The organism is Chenggangzhangella methanolivorans, assembly GCF_042648545.1.
GTDB lineage: Bacteria > Pseudomonadota > Alphaproteobacteria > Rhizobiales > Methylopilaceae > Methylopila > Methylopila methanolivorans.
Window position 1 is genome coordinate 17,357 of sequence record NZ_JBHRXS010000015.1, and the last position, 14,340, is coordinate 31,696.

At 69.2% G+C, this 14,340-nt stretch carries 15 protein-coding genes; 5 read left to right on the forward strand and 10 right to left on the reverse strand.

The window, feature by feature from the left end; translation table 11 throughout:
• Positions 1-137 precede the first annotated feature (137 nt).
• Genes ACFOWB_RS20880 through ACFOWB_RS20890 form a run of 3 tightly spaced genes read right to left on the reverse strand, consistent with a single transcriptional unit; the run spans position 138 to position 2,274 of the window.
• Entirely contained in the window at positions 138-1,121 is a 984-nt protein-coding gene (locus ACFOWB_RS20880; protein WP_261402331.1) for a saccharopine dehydrogenase family protein, read from the reverse strand.
• A gap of 2 nt (positions 1,122-1,123) precedes the next feature.
• Positions 1,124-1,519 carry a VOC family protein gene (locus ACFOWB_RS20885; protein WP_378149121.1) on the reverse strand — a complete coding sequence of 132 codons (396 nt, stop codon included), beginning with the start codon at positions 1,517-1,519 and terminating at the stop codon, positions 1,124-1,126.
• Between the two features lie 11 nt (positions 1,520-1,530).
• A complete protein-coding gene (locus ACFOWB_RS20890; RefSeq protein ID WP_378149123.1) occupies positions 1,531-2,274 on the reverse strand; it encodes an SDR family NAD(P)-dependent oxidoreductase in 744 nt (247 codons plus the stop codon).
• A gap of 137 nt (positions 2,275-2,411) precedes the next feature.
• On the opposite strand from ACFOWB_RS20890, the gene ACFOWB_RS20895 reads away from it, so the two are divergent.
• Positions 2,412-3,311 (forward strand): AraC family transcriptional regulator, encoded by a 900-nt coding sequence (locus ACFOWB_RS20895; RefSeq protein ID WP_378149125.1) that lies wholly within the window; start codon positions 2,412-2,414, stop codon positions 3,309-3,311.
• 107 nt (positions 3,312-3,418) lie between these two features.
• Here the strand turns inward: ACFOWB_RS20895 and flhA are convergent, their stop codons facing one another.
• Positions 3,419-5,590, reverse strand: coding sequence for a flagellar biosynthesis protein FlhA (flhA, locus tag ACFOWB_RS20900; RefSeq protein WP_378149127.1), 2,172 nt, complete (start codon positions 5,588-5,590; stop codon positions 3,419-3,421).
• Between the two features lie 292 nt (positions 5,591-5,882).
• Here flhA and ACFOWB_RS20905 point away from each other — a divergent pair, with 292 nt between their 5' ends.
• On the forward strand, positions 5,883-7,058 hold the full coding sequence (locus ACFOWB_RS20905) for an FAD-dependent oxidoreductase (protein WP_261402330.1): 1,176 nt from the start codon (positions 5,883-5,885) through the stop codon (positions 7,056-7,058).
• A gap of 3 nt (positions 7,059-7,061) precedes the next feature.
• Here ACFOWB_RS20905 and ACFOWB_RS20910 read toward each other — a convergent pair whose 3' ends face one another.
• Positions 7,062-7,679 (reverse strand): DUF1345 domain-containing protein, encoded by a 618-nt coding sequence (locus ACFOWB_RS20910; protein WP_261402329.1) that lies wholly within the window; start codon positions 7,677-7,679, stop codon positions 7,062-7,064.
• Between the two features lie 83 nt (positions 7,680-7,762).
• Here ACFOWB_RS20910 and ACFOWB_RS20915 point away from each other — a divergent pair, with 83 nt between their 5' ends.
• The 3 genes from ACFOWB_RS20915 to ACFOWB_RS20925 all read left to right on the forward strand — a co-directional run bounded on the left by ACFOWB_RS20915 (position 7,763) and on the right by ACFOWB_RS20925 (position 10,779).
• A complete protein-coding gene (locus tag ACFOWB_RS20915) occupies positions 7,763-8,830 on the forward strand; it encodes a hypothetical protein (protein WP_261402328.1) in 1,068 nt (355 codons plus the stop codon).
• Positions 8,831-8,934: 104 nt separating this feature from the next.
• Positions 8,935-9,435: a DUF1523 family protein gene (locus ACFOWB_RS20920; RefSeq protein ID WP_261402327.1), complete on the forward strand. Its 501-nt coding sequence runs from the start codon at positions 8,935-8,937 to the stop codon at positions 9,433-9,435.
• Between the two features lie 96 nt (positions 9,436-9,531).
• Positions 9,532-10,779 (forward strand): GGDEF domain-containing protein, encoded by a 1,248-nt coding sequence (locus ACFOWB_RS20925; protein ID WP_261402326.1) that lies wholly within the window; start codon positions 9,532-9,534, stop codon positions 10,777-10,779.
• A gap of 15 nt (positions 10,780-10,794) precedes the next feature.
• Here the strand turns inward: ACFOWB_RS20925 and ACFOWB_RS20930 are convergent, their stop codons facing one another.
• From ACFOWB_RS20930 to ACFOWB_RS20950, 5 genes are all read right to left on the reverse strand, one after another.
• Complete coding sequence (locus ACFOWB_RS20930) at positions 10,795-11,664, reverse strand: hypothetical protein (RefSeq protein WP_261402325.1); 870 nt, start codon at positions 11,662-11,664, stop codon at positions 10,795-10,797.
• Between the two features lie 66 nt (positions 11,665-11,730).
• Entirely contained in the window at positions 11,731-11,916 is a 186-nt protein-coding gene (locus ACFOWB_RS20935) for a hypothetical protein (protein ID WP_261402324.1), read from the reverse strand.
• A 13-nt stretch (positions 11,917-11,929) separates the two neighbouring features.
• A complete protein-coding gene (gene flbD / locus ACFOWB_RS20940) occupies positions 11,930-13,294 on the reverse strand; it encodes a sigma-54-dependent transcriptional regulator FlbD (RefSeq protein ID WP_261402323.1) in 1,365 nt (454 codons plus the stop codon).
• Between the two features lie 20 nt (positions 13,295-13,314).
• Entirely contained in the window at positions 13,315-13,668 is a 354-nt protein-coding gene (gene fliN, locus ACFOWB_RS20945) for a flagellar motor switch protein FliN (RefSeq protein WP_261402322.1), read from the reverse strand.
• Positions 13,665-14,330 (reverse strand): hypothetical protein, encoded by a 666-nt coding sequence (locus ACFOWB_RS20950; protein ID WP_378149133.1) that lies wholly within the window; start codon positions 14,328-14,330, stop codon positions 13,665-13,667. Before ACFOWB_RS20950 ends, fliN begins: the two co-directional genes overlap by 4 nt.
• Positions 14,331-14,340 lie beyond the last annotated feature (10 nt).

A 14,340-nucleotide genomic window follows, 5' to 3' on the forward strand; every position in this document is an offset into this window, starting at 1 on the left:
TCTGTCAATCTGATCACGCAGAGCGCGAGCATCTGAAAAGACACCTAAACCCTCAAGACGTCTGTCCATCGGACAGTGGCTCTCATGTCGGCTGCCTGCGCAGAACCCGATGGCCGCTTCTGGCGCTCTCGGGTCGATCAGACGTCGACTATATGGGTGTCGGCGATGGTCTCAGCGAAGCCATAGCCGAACAGACCTACTGGCGTCTGGAAGCCAGGTTGAACCTCTCCGCCCAGGACGCGGCGCGCGGCTTCAACCGCCGCCATGGGCGTGAACGTGTAGCCGTTGACCGTGTCTAGGATGGAGCGAGCCACGGTCCCGTCTGCCCCGGTCGCCTCGACCGCGGCCTGGTAGCGATTGGCCTCGCGCTGTTCGGCCGTCGGGCCATCCGGAATGGTCGCCACATCGCCCGTGGGGAAAGCGTCCCCAGAGACGTGCACGAAGGTCTCGATGTTCGGGATCCCGGTCGCTCGCCAGATCGTCACGAGGTCGGGCAGCGTCACCGGGAAGCACGCCTTTGGTCCCGCGCCGAAATCGAAGTCGCGCAGTTCCTCCGGGCTTCGACCCGCCAGCGCGCCATCCACGCGTTCAAGACACTCCGAAGTCAGGTTCTCCGTCGCGCTGATCGCCGAGCCCCGAGACATCGAGCCCGAAACGTGGAGCGCGACCCGCAGTCGGACCGGCGCCGCGACACGGGTCGCCGCATGACCCGCAAGGCTCCCGAGCATTGCGACGCTGCCGCCGCTTCCAGGCAACAGCATCACGTCCGCTTTGCTCGCGGCCCCATCGAGCTCTTCGGCGAGCCGGTAGCTGTCCAGCTCCGCGGCGACGTCGAGGTAGTGGGTCCCCGACCGGATCGCGGCGTTCATCAACGGCGCAGCGGTGCGCATGAAAGGCCCCGCGCAGTTGAGAAGCACATCCACGTCCGACAGAGCTTCGTCGATTGCGCAAGCGTCGCCGACGCCGAACGTCCGATGTTCGGCGTCGAGTTCCGAAGCGAGCTTTGCGAGCCTTGTTTCGTCGCGTCCGCCTAGGACGAAGTCGAGACCGGCCGCCCTTGCTCGCTCGGCGGCCATGCGCCCGGTGTAGCCGGTGGCGCCGTAGATCATCAGCTTGGTCATGGTCAGCGCTGCCAGCTCTTGTGGACGAACTCGAGACTGTAGCCATCGGGGTCGAGGACGTTCGCCGCATAGTAGCGGGGGTCGTAGTGAAGCCGTGGCCCGGGCGCGCCGTTGTCGGTCGCGCCGGCGGCGATCGCTGCGGCGTAGGCGGCGTCGACCTCGGCGTGGCTCTTCGCCACGAAGCCGACATGCGCCGCGCGGCCGTCGACGGCGCCCTCGCGCAGCCAGAGAAACATTCGCCCCTCGGAGCCGAACCCCTTGAGGTCCGGATGTCCGGGCGGCCCGTCTTCGCCGTCGTAGTCGAGACGGTCGTGGACGCCGAGGGGAGCAAGCGCTGCGGCATAGAACGCGGTCGACCGGTCGAGGTCGCTCACGGACAGGAAGACATGGTCGAGCATGGCGCTTCTCCTCAGATCACGTAGCCGCCTGCAACCTCGATCGACTGGGCGTTTATCCAGCGGTTCTCGTCGGAGAGCAGGCTCGCGATCACGCCGCCGACCTCGTCCGGCTCGCCGACGCGGCCAAGCGCCGTCTGGGAGGCGAGCATGGCTTCGAGCTCGTCGTTCAGGCCGCCGGCCAGCTCTGTCCGGATGGCCCCGGGGGCGACCGAGTTCGCCCGGATGCCGCGGTGGCCGAACTCCTTCGCCATGTATCGGGTCAGAACCTCGAGCCCGCCCTTGAAGCTCGCATAGGGGGCGACGCCCGCGGTCGCCACGCGCGTCGTCGCGCTCGTGACGTTCACGATCTGGCCGCCGTCGTTGATCAGCGGCAGCAGGGTCTGGGTGAGGAAGAACGGTCCCTTGAGGTGCACGTTGAACAGGCCGTCGAACTCGGCCTCCGTGACCGATCCGATCGGGTTGAAGACTCCGTAGCCGCCGTTGTTGACCAGTCCGTCGAAGCCGTCCCGGCCCCATGTCGACCGCAGCGCCGAACCGACGGCTTCGCGGAACGCCGGGAAGGACGGGACGTCCGTGACGTCGAGCTTGAGGGCGACGGCCTTGCCGCCATCCGCCGTGATGGCGGCCGCCACCTGTTCCGCCGCAACGGCGTTGCTGTTGTAGGTGAGGATCACGCCCATGCCGCGCCGGGCGCACTGCCGTGCGACGCCTGCTCCGATGCCGCGGCTTCCGCCCGTGACGATGATGATTTTCATGTGTCTCTCCAGCGCTTGTCGCCGAAGCGGAGGGTAGGTCTCAGGGTCGGGTCCGCGCTCCCTCAATCCTCCTCCGATATTGCCTATTCCTGCTTTCCCATTGCCTCCACGGTGCCGCACGTGAGAGAGCTCGACCTATGGACGCTCAACTCGCGGAACTGCGGAAGCTGGCCTCGAGGGCGCAGAACAGGCGCACCGAGACAGGCGTCCCGCGTGTCGCCATGGTCCAGGGCGAGGTCCCCGAGCACCAGCTCGCGGCCGTCTATGATCCAATGGTCAACCTGATCCTCACGGGACATAAGACCATGACGGTCGGGGACACGACGTTCCGGTACGATCCGGCGACCTACTTCGTCATGTCGGTGGACCTTCCCGCGGTCGGGTCGGTCCATCCCTCCGAGTCGGGCGATCCCTACCTCGCCGTCAGCCTGACGCTGGAGCCCGCAGTCGTGGCGGCTCTGCTTTCAGATCTGCCTAAACCTGCCGACGGCGGGCTCTACGGTTCTGGGTTTTCGGTCGCGCCCGTGACGCCCGACCTGCTCGACGCCTGGGTCCGGATGCTGCGGCTCATGAATCGTCCGGGCGAGGTGGCGGCGCTCGCGCCCGCCTATGAGCGCGAGCTGCTGTTCCGCGTCCTGCAGGGTCCGCTGGGCTGGATGCTGCGCGACATGGCCGCTCCCGGAACGGCGCTCTCGCGCATCGGGATCGCGATCCATTGGATCCGCCAGAACTTCACGAAACAGCTACGGGTTGAGGCCCTGGCCGAAATGGCGGCCCTGAGCGTCTCGGCGTTTCACCGGCACTTCAAGGCCATCACGGCGTTGAGCCCGCTGCAGTACCAGAAACGCATCCGCCTGCTGCACGCCCGATCGCTGTTGGTCGCCGGCGAGGGCAACGCCACGTCCGTCGCCTTCGGGGTGGGCTACGAGAGCGCGACCCAGTTCAGCCGCGAGTACGCCCGGCTGTTCGGGCTGCCGCCATCAAAGGACGCCGCGGCGATCGCAAGGCGGGCGCGGATGGAGCGATCGACGGCTTGAAGGAGTCGCCACGTTCGACCGCTGTCGCGATCGTCTGCTTTTCAGCAGACAGGCAACGTCCACGAACGGCGCATCGCGGCTGTGCATCGATCGAGACAGAAGAGCCCTCACACGCTCCCGACCGTCTTCAGCCGCGCGCGCGGATGCACTTCGTTCTGCGACATCACCGGCGTCTGGCTGCGGAAGCGCTCGATGATGGAGCGCACGAAGGGGCGCGCCGAGGCGGAGGTGAGCAGCACCGGGCTCTCGCCGATCTTGGCCGCCTCCTCGAAGGCGTCGCGCACGGCGGCGACGAATTCGTGGAGCTTGGAGGGCGCCATCGCGAGGTTCTTCTCCTCGCCCGTCCCGATCGTGGCCTCGGCGAAGGCCTGCTCCCAGGCCGGCGAGAGCGCGACCAGCGGAAGGTAGCCGTTGTAGGTCTGGTATTGCGCGCAGAGCTGGCGGGAGAGCCGCGAGCGGACATGCTCGACGATCTGGGCCGGCGCGCGGGTGTAGGCCACCGCCTCGGCGATGCCTTCGAGGATGCCCGAGAGGTCGCGGATCGAGACGCGCTCGGTGAGCAGCAGCTGCAGCACGCGCTGGACGCCCGTGGTCGAGATCTGGCTCGGCACGATCTCCTCGACGAGCTTCTGCTGCTCCTTGGGCAGTTCCTTCAGAAGCTTCGTGACCTCGGCGTAGGTCAGGAGATCGGGCATGTTGCCCTTCACGATTTCCGACAGATGCGTCGAGAGCACGGTGGTGGCGTCCACCACCGTGTAGCCGCGGATGTTGGCCTCCTCGCGCAGATTCGCGTCGACCCAGGTGGCCGGCAGCCCGAAGGTCGGCTCGACCGTGTGGACGCCCGGAAGCGTGACCTGCTGGCCGGTCGGGTCCATCACCATGAACTGGGCCGGGTAGACGTTGCCCGTGCCGCTGTCGACTTCCTTGACCTTCACCACATAGCCGTTCGGCGGCAGCTGCAGATTGTCGACGAGGCGCACCTGCGGCATCAGGAAGCCCATCTCGCCGGCGATCGTCTTGCGCAGCGCCTTGATCTGCTCGGTGAGCTTGTCGGTGCCGCTGGAGGCGTCGACGAGCGGCAGCAGCGCGTAGCCGAGCTCGATCTTGACCTCGTCCATCTTGAGCGCGGCCGTGACCGGCTCCTCCTGGGGCCCGGCCGCCGCGCCGCCGGCTGCGTCGCCGACCGCCTTGGCGATGCGCGCCGCGTCCGCCGCCTTGTGGCCCTGCTCGGCCCGATAGGCGAGATAGCCGGCGCCGACCGCAAGGCCCATGAAGGGGATGAACGGGATGCCGGGCAGGAACGCCATCACGCCCATGACCGCGGCCGCAAGGCCGAGCGCCTTCGGATAGCCCGAGAGCTGGCGGACGAGCGCGCGGTCGGCCGAGCCCGAAACGCCCGCCTTCGAGACCAGCAGGCCCGCGGCGGTCGAGACGATCAGCGCCGGAATCTGGGAGACGAGGCCGTCGCCGATCGACAGCAGCGTGTAGGAATGCGCGGCGTTCGCGAACGTCATGCCGTTCTGCGCGATGCCGACGATCATGCCGCCGATGATGGTGGTGAAGAGGATCAGCAGGCCCGCGATCGCGTCGCCGCGCACGAACTTCGAGGCGCCGTCCATGGCGCCGAAGAAGGTCGATTCGTCCTCGAGCTCCTTGCGGCGCGTCTTGGCGGTGGTCTCGTCGATGAGGCCGGCGGAGAGATCGGCGTCGATCGCCATCTGCTTGCCGGGCATGGCGTCGAGGGTGAAGCGGGCCGCGACTTCCGCGATGCGGCCCGAACCCTTGGTGATGACGACGAAGTTCACGATCAGAAGGATCGCGAACACGATCACGCCGATCACGAAATTGCCGCCCATCACGAAGTTGCCGAAGGCTTCGATGACGTGGCCGGCGGCGTCCGTGCCCTCATGGCCGTGGCCGAGGATCAGGCGCGTCGAGGCGAGGTTGAGCGACAGCCGCAGCATGGTGGCGACGAGCAGGACCGTCGGGAAAGCCGAGAATTCGAGCGGCTTCTCGATGAAGAGCGCCGTCATCAGGATGAGGACGGAGAGGATGATCGAGACCGCGAGCAGCACGTCGAGCAGCAGCGCCGGCAGCGGGACGATGAGCACGCACAGGATGACGAGGACGCCAAGCGCGAGGCTCAGGTCGCCCCGCCGGAGCATCTGCCAGATGCCGAGCGCCCAGGCCGGCATCGCGAAGCCCGCGCCGCCCCCCGACGGCGCGCCCGCGCCCGGAACCACGGGCTGAGCCGGACCTGCCACCGTCACGTCGGACATGCGATACCCCACCGCGCAACGCCAAATCGCGCTCGGCAGAAATTGCCGGGCGCATGGTTAGCGGGGAGTTAACGGATCCGGTAACGAAGTCGCGGCCATCGACCTGACGGCGCAGGAAACGACGCCGTCAGGCCCGGAGGAGCCGGGCATCCACGACGTCCGGAGACCGTAGCGCCCGACGCCGAAGTCGTGGATACCCGCGCGAAGGCGCGGGCATGACGGGCGGCGGTCGTCGGCGCCTTGGCGCCCAGCCTTAGCGCCCAGCCTCGGCGCATATCGGAGGAAGCATCGCATGGCCCGTCTGGAGATCGCCGTGGCCGGGGCCGGGATCGGCGGCCTCGCGGCGGCGCTGTTTCTGGCGCGCGCAGGCCATCGCGTCGTCGTCGTCGAGCGTTTCGGCTCGCCGCGTCCGGTCGGGTCCGGCCTGATCGTGCAGCCGACCGGCTTTTCGGCGCTCGAGGCGCTCGGTCTCGGCGAGGCGGTCGCCGCCCATGGCCGTCCGATCCGCCGGCTGTTCGGCGAGGCCAGCGGCCGGACCGTGCTCGACGTGCGCTATCGCGCGCTCGGCCGCGAAGGGCTCGGCGTCCACCGCTCGGCGCTGTTCGGCGCGCTGCTGGACGCCGCCCAGCGGCAGGACGGCGTCACCTTCGAGACCGGTTTCGAGATCGACCGTCTGGAACGCGGCGCGGACGGCCGGCCGAGCCTTGTGGCGAAATCCGGCCGCGTTCTCGGGCCCTTCGACGCGGCGATCGACGCGGCCGGCTCGCGCTCGCCGCTCTCGGCGGGTTTTTCGGACCGTCGCCGCGCGCTCGCCTATGGCGCGCTCTGGAGCGACGTCGCTTGGCCCGGCGCGCCCTTCGACGAGACCGCGCTCGAACAGCGCTACGAGGCCGCCAGGCGCATGGTCGGGCTGCTGCCGATCGGCCGGCGGTTTGGCGAGGACGCGCCGCTGGCCGCCTTCTTCTGGAGCCTGAAGCCGGCGGCCTACGGGCAGTGGCGCGCGCGCGGCCTCGAAGCGTGGAAAGATGAGGTCGCGACGCTTTGGCCGGCGGCCGCGACGGCGATCGCGAACATCCAGCATCCCGACGAGCTGATTCTTGCGACCTACGGCCACCACACGCTCGCGCGGCCGTTCGGCGAGCGCTTCGCGGTGATCGGCGACGCGGCCCACTCGACGAGCCCGCAGCTCGGCCAGGGCGCAAATATGGCGCTGCTCGACGCCGAGGCGCTCGGACGCGCCTTCGCCGAGGCCCGCGACCCGACCGAGGCCGCGGCCGCCTATGCGGCGGCCCGGCGCGGGCATGTGCGGCTCTATCAGGCGTTCAGCCGGCTGTTCACGCCGGTCTACCAGTCCGACAGCCGGCTCCTGCCGCTGCTGCGCGACCGGCTCGCCGCCCCGCTGTCGCGATTGCCCGTGGTCGATCGGCTGCTCGCGCGGCTCGTCGCCGGCGAGGTCGGGCGCGGGTGACGATCAGTTCCCGCCGATCAGGCCGCCCGCGAGTCCGACGCTGATCGCGATAATCACCGTGTTGAAGATGAACGACACCACGCTGTGAACCAGCGTCAGCCTGCGCATCTCGCCGGACCGCGTGTCGACGTCCGAGGTCTGGAACGTCATGCCGATCGTGAACGAGTAGTAGGCGAAGTCGGAGAAGCGCGGCCGTTCTCCCGGGAAGTCGAGGCCGGGCGACTTCGGCCCGCCCGAGAAGCAGCGGTGCGCGTAATGGGCGGCGAACACCGTGTGGACGAGCGTCCAGGAGCAGAGGATCGTGAGCGCCGCAAGCGCCGCGGCGCCCTGCGAGGCCATGTCGAACACCGCCACACCGCTCGCGGCCGCCGCCGCGGTGAGCAGGAGCGTGATCGCCCAGCGGCCTTCGTCCTCCTGGCCCGACCACGCCACCATCTCGTCGGCCGAGGCCGGAAGCAGGGTCGCCCAGACATGCGCCGTATAGGAGATCGCGGCGGCGTCCCATCCCAACGCGAGCGCGTTCGGGGTTCCGGTCGCAAGCCGCGCGGCCACGCCCGCGGCCGTCCCGATCGCCGCGCAGATCACAAAGCGGAGAGCATGGCCTCGCAAGCCGTTCTTCATTTGGCTCCCGACGCCCCTGTCGAATACCACTTTGGGTGGCGAGACGGTCCGTGGGGGGCAGGCCGCCGACGGAGCGCGTCTCGATGGGTCCCGGCCGCCGACCGACGGCTTATCTCCATATCGGCCCGCATAAGACGGGCTCAACCTCGATCCAGCATTTCTGCCGAACGAACTACGAGCGCCTCGTCGAGCTGGGGCTCTACTTCCCGCTGCTCATCGGCGAGCATGGCAGGCCGGCCCGCAATCATCAGGACCTCGGGACGCGCCCGGAGATCCGCCGCAACGGCGACCTGAAGCCGGGCGCGATGCTCTGGAGCGAGATCGACGACATCGCCTGCAAGGCGGGCATGGACGTGCTGCTGTCGAGCGAGATGTTCTGCAACTCGTTCACGGTGCGCGAGATGTTCCCGCGCATCCTGACCTTCTTCGAGAAGCGCGGCTATCGCGTGGTGGTGATCGCCTATGTGCGCGACCAGCCGGCCTGGCTGAACTCCAAATACGTGCAGAGCCAGAAGCGGATGTCGCGCCTCATCTCCTTCGAGGCGTTCTGCGCCGAAGCGGCGGAGAGCGGCGGCGCGGATCCCGAGCGCTACCTCAGGCGGTTCGTCGACGAGCCGCGCTGCGAGCTCCAGGTCGTCTCCTTCGAGCAGGCGGCGAAGGCCGGGCTTGAACGCGACTTCATCCGACGCTGCGGGATTTCGGACGACGCCACGCTCGAGGACGTGCAGCTGCGCAATCCCAACGCCGGGGCGAAGTCCGTCTACGCCGCGCAAGAGATCATGCGGCGGGCGGGACCCAAGCTCATGAGCCTTAACGGGTTCGGTCCCGTCTACGCCGACTTCAAGCAGCGCTGCCAGCGCCTAGGCTACGACAGGACGCCCTATGTGGCGCTTGATCAGACGGCCTACGAGCGCATCCGCTCGCAATACGCCCCGACCAACGAACGCTTCGCGCGGGCCCGGTTCGGCCGAAGCTGGGCGGAGCTCTATCCGCCTAGGACCTACGCGCGCTCGATGTTCGAGCCCGCCAAAGCCTCAAAGCCCGAGCTCGACGAGCTCGAAGACCTGATCATGACCGCCGTCGACCGGCTGGCCCTTCTCGCCGACGCCAAAAAGGCGAAACGTCTGCGAAAAGCCGCGCTGGCGGACTAAGTCCTGTCCTCGCGCCGGCGGTTTTCGGTCGCGGAGCGTTTGGCGCGCGGGCGGCGAGATCCAATATCAGCCTCAAGCCCTCCCCGCTCGTCCGGAGAACCTCGTTGCGCGTCCTGCTTATCGTCGCCCTGCTCGTCCTCGCGCCGGTCGGCGCCTTCCTGCACTACGTGCTGCCGCGCCACGACGTGGTCCGGATCGTCAACACCGAGGTCCGCAGGGTCGACGCCAGCGGCAAGCCGGTGGGCGGCGGCGAGAACGTCGGGGCGAGCCGCGACGTGTTCTACATCTTCGCCGAAGACGTCGACGACAAAAGCCCGCGGGTCTACCGCAACGAGGACACCGGCTGGGGCTTTCCGCCCTACCTCAAGTTCAACTCCGCCGACGAGCAGGCGATCGCCTCCTCGATCGCGCAGGAGCGCGGCGTCGCGCTCGTCACGAAATACGGCTGGCGCGTCCACCTGTTCTCGTGGTTCCCGAACGCCACCAACGTCCGCCGCTGGGATCCCGCCGACGGCGTGACGCCCTATTTCAACATCGCGTTCTTCACAGGCCTCGGCGCGCTTTTCCTTTACGCTTTCATCCGCTTGCGCCGACGCGGCGTTTAATCTCGCGACGCGGCGTGATAATCTCGGCCGTCAGGGCCTGTTAGCCCCGGCGCGGCGCCCGCCAGGCGCCGCGGTTCTCGTCGAGATAATCTGCAAATGGCCGGCGTCGCGTTGCTTTCCGTTCAGGCGCTGGTCTATTTCGGCGTGATGTCCGCGCTGTTGCGCGCCCGCAAGACTTACGGCGTCGGCCTGTTCGTCTGCGCGCTCGGGGTGATGCACTTCCTCGAGACCTATCTGGCGGCGGTGTTCTTCATCGAGCTGCCGTTCGGCCTGCTGTCGCCGGGCTCCACGGTGCTGTTCTCCGGCAAGCTGATGATGTTCCTGCTGCTCTACATCCGCGAGGACGCGGAGACGGTGCGGCAGCCGATCTACGGCCTGCTGATCGGCAACATGCTGCTCGTCGTGCTCGCGCTGATCCTGCGGTTTCATTCCGACGTCGTGCAGATGCCGGGCTATGCGCCGGACCTCAAGTTCCTCGACCAGATCGGCACATTGATGGTCTGGGGCACGCTGCTCCTGTTCGTCGACTGCATCCTCTTGATCCTCATCTACGAACGGCTGTCGCGCGTGTTCGCGCGCAACGTCGTGGCGAGCGCCTTCATCGGGTCGGCGATCGTGCTCAGCTTCGACCAGCTCGCCTTCTTCCCCGTGCTGCACTGGGTCACGGGCACGCCCTTCGAGGCGCTGACCGGGGGCTGGGTGGCCAAGGTCGGGGCCGCGGCGCTCTACAGCCTGCTGATGGGCTTCTACCTCGTCGTGCTGGAGCCGGCCGCCGAGCCCCGACGGCCGCGCCCGATCCGGGACGTGTTCCAGGCGCTCACCTATCGCAGCCGCTACGAGGATCTGCTCGAGCGCGCCCACACCGACGAGCTCACCGGCGTAAAGAACCGCGCCGCGTTCGAGCAGCTGCGCCGGGACTGGCTGGAGCGGCCGGCGATCGACGCGCGCCCGGTCGCGGTCGCGATGGCGGACGTCGACCGTTTCAAGGAGATCAACGACGAGGGCGGCCACGACGCCGGCGACGCGGTGCTGCGCGCGCTCGGCCGGGCGCTCGAGGCGCATTTGCGCGACGGCGACCTCGTGTTCCGCTACGGCGGCGAGGAGTTCGCGCTTCTGCTGCGCGGCGTCGGACGCCAGGAGGCCGTCGACGTCGCCGAACGGCTGCGCCTCGCTGTCGCCGAGGACGTCGCCAAGGCCTGCGGCCGTCAGGTGACGATGAGCGTCGGCGTCGCGACGTCGAACTTCGGCGGCGGCGACCTCCGCGACCTGGTCGCCAAGGCCGACAAGCGCCTCTACGAAGCCAAGCGCCTCGGCCGCGACCGCGTGGTGGGCGAGACGGGTTAGATCAGATCTGAGGGCTCAGGCGCGCATCGCGGCCGCGGGCGCGAACGGGTCGTCGGAATCGTCGCTGACGACCTCGTCACGGGCGAACGTCATCTCGACGGCGCCGTGCCCCTTCGTGATGCTCCGAAGCGTGTTGGCGTAGCCGAACAGGTTGGGCAGCGGGACGACCGCCGTCACAATAGCCTCGTCGGCCTGTCGTTCGCCTCGGATCTCCTTGCCTCTTCGCGAGCGCAGATCCGCCATGACCGCGCCGACCGCCGGCGACGGGGCGACCACACGAACGCTCATGCAGGGTTCGAGAAGAACGGCGCCCGCCTTCGTGAGCGCTTCGCGTAGCCCATGGAGCGCCGCAAGGCGAAACGCATTCGCAGACGAGTCCGTCGCGTGCCAAGCGCCGTCGCGCAGGGTGGCGAGAACGCCAGCCACCGGAAAACCGGCCACGACTCCCGCGGCGAAAACTTCTGCGACAGCGCTTTCGACCGCGGCGACATGGTCCGGCGGCAGCGCGCCCTCGGACGCCTCGCTGACGAAGCAGCGGTCACCTCGTGTCGGCTCTAGAGATAGGACGACGCGGGCGAACGCGCCCTGCCCCCTTTTCGTGACGTCGACTGACGCGGGACGGAGAATAGTCTCGCGATAGGCGACGGCTGGAGCGCCGAAATGCACAGGGATTCCGGACGTCTCTCTCAGGTCGCGGACCAAGCGGTCCAGCGTCAGTTCATCCGGACCAGAGATCAGCGCTGCATAGCCGGTCTCGGCGTAGTTCACCACGATGCCTGGCGCTTCGGCCAAAGCCGCGAGCAGCCTTGCATAGTCGCGCGCGTCCACCGGCTCGATAGCGAGGTCGACGAGCGCGCGGGGATCGCGGCGCGGCATCTCGGTCATAGCTCAGTCCGGCTCACATGCCGCCGCGCCCCATGGCCCGGCAGGAAGGCGGACGGCAGCCTGCCCTCACCGCCGCGTCGGGTCGAGCTCCGGCACGGGGTAGCGCAGATCCTCGCTCGGGCGCAGCGACGCCCAGAGGCCCCAGCGGCTGCGCGCCGCCTCATGTCCCCCACCGGAGCGGGTCGCCAGATAGGCGCTCGCCTCGGCGATCGCCTTGGCGTAGTCGATCGCCGCCCCCGAGGCGTCGGTCATCGAACTCTCCCCTTCAGGCCGCCGCCACGCCCGCCTGCGGCGGCGGCACGGCGAAGCCCTCGTCGTCGTACTGGTTGAGCTTGTTCCTCAGCGTCCGGATCGAGATGCCGAGGATGTTGGCCGCATGCGTGCGGTTGCCGCGGGTGTGGCCGAGCGTGTCGAAGATCAGGTCGCGCTCGACGTCGGCGAGCGTGCGGCCGACGAAGGAGCGCGTCACCTCTTCTGCGGTCGCGGCCGCGCGGGCCGCGGGGCTGCGGGCGGCCTGAGGTTCGAGCGGCGCGCCGTCGGGCGTGCGGATCGCCTCGACGCCGATCTCGGGGCCGGCCGCGAGCAGCACGGCGCGGTGGATCGTGTTCTCGAGCTCGCGGACGTTGCCGGGAAAACGCGAGCGGGCGAGCTCGCCGCGGGCCTCCGCCGAGAGCGGGCGCACCGGGAAGCCGTTGATGCGGGCGTATTTGTTGGCGAAGTGGGCGGCGAGCGCGAGCACGTCGGCGGGCCGCTCGCGCAGCGGCGGGATCTTCAGGTTCACGACGTTGAGGCGATAGAGCAGGTCCTCGCGGAACGTGCCCTTCCTCACCTCGTCCGCGAGGTTGCGGTTCGAGGTCGCGATCACGCGGATGTCGACCGAAACCGGCTTTCCGCCGCCGACGCGGTCGATCACCCGCTCCTGCAGCGCGCGCAGCAGCTTGGCCTGAAGGCGCACGTCCATCTCGGAGATTTCGTCGAGCAGCAGCGTGCCGCCGCTCGCTTCCTCGAACTTGCCGATGCGCCGCGCCGTCGCGCCCGTGAACGCGCCCTTCTCATGGCCGAAGAGCTCGCTTTCGAGCAACTGCTCGGGGATCGCGGCGCAGTTCACCGACACGAACGGCGCGTTGGCGCGCGGGCTCTTCGTATGGACGTGGCGGGCCAGCATCTCCTTGCCCGAGCCGCTTTCGCCGGTGATGAGCACGGACGCCGAGGAGCCGGCGATCTGGGTCGACAGCTGCACCAGCGACACCATCGAGGGATCGCGGAACACCATGTCGCGGCCGTCGTCGGCGACAGCGGCGAGCACCGCGGCGATGAGCTCCGGGTCGGGCGGAAGCGGGATGTATTCTTTCGCGCCGGCGCGGATCGCCTCGACTGCGGCGCGGGCGTCGTTGTCGACGCCGCAGGCGACCACCGGAATGTGGAAGCGCTCGGCCTCGAGCGCGCCCACGAGATCGCGCACGGGGAGCGCGACGTCGATCATGATGAGGTCGGCGCCGCGGCCGGCGCGGAGCGTCCGCAGGGCCTGCTCGACGGTCTCGGCATGGACGACGGCGGCGCCGCGGTCCATGGCGATGCGGGTGGCGACGGTGAGCTGGCCCTTCAGATGGCCGACGATGGTGAGGCGCATTTTCTCGCTCCCCCTCTCGGTTAGGCCCTGTCGGGCTTGATGATTTCGGTCATGGTGACGCCGAGCCGCTCCTCGACGAGGACGACCTCGCCGCGCGCGACCAGCCGGTCGTTGACGTAGATGTCGATCGCCTCGCCGATCTTGCGGTCGAGCTCGATGATCGCGCCGGGCCGCAGCCGCATCAGCTGCTGCACCTCGAGCCGCGCGCGGCCGAGCACCGCCGAGACCGCGACAGGCACGTCGAACACCGCCTCGAGGTCGGAGGCCGCGCGCGGCTCGGTCGAGGGATCGCCGGGGCGGCGGCCGTCGACGAGGTCGAGGTCGTCGCCGCCCGAGCCAAGATCCGGCAGCGGGACGCTTTTGTCGGCGCTCATCGGTCGTCTCCTTCAGGCCCGTCCAATCCCTCGGGCCCAGACTCGTCCGGCGCCCCAAATCTCTGCTCGACCGCCCGGTCGATGGCGCGGGCGACCGCCGCGGCGTCGCGGATCACGCCGCCGTCCGCCCATTCGAGCCGTGCGTCGCCCTCGGCGACCTCGGGATCGCCAAGCACGATCAGGCGGCCCGCGAAGCCGCGCTGCTGGGCGGCTTCCGTCAAAGAGGCGCGCACGCCCTCGACGAAGTCGGGCGCGACGCGGGCGACGAGATGCGGGGCCTGGCGGATCTCAGCGAAGCAGGCCGCCGCCGCCGCCTCGATCTCGGCGAGCGGGAACTGCGCGACCGCCGCGCCCGCGAGCTTGCGGGCGAAGGCGAGCGCCAGCACCGCGGCCTCGCGTTCGACGGTCAGGGCGCGCGCGTCGGCGTCGGCGAGCGCGACGGCGAGCTGCGCGCCGAGCGTCTCGATCGCGGCGTTGAGGCGGGCGGCGTCGGCCTCGCGCGCGGCGCGCCGGCCGTCGGCCTCGCCGCGGCGATAGCCCGAGGCCTCGGCCTCGGCGAGCGCGGCCTCATGGTCGGAGAGCGCGACGGTGGCGACTTGCGCCTTGATGACCTTCGGCGCGCCGAAGTCGGTGTCGAACAGGAAGCGTTGCGGCTGGCTCATGCGGCCCTCC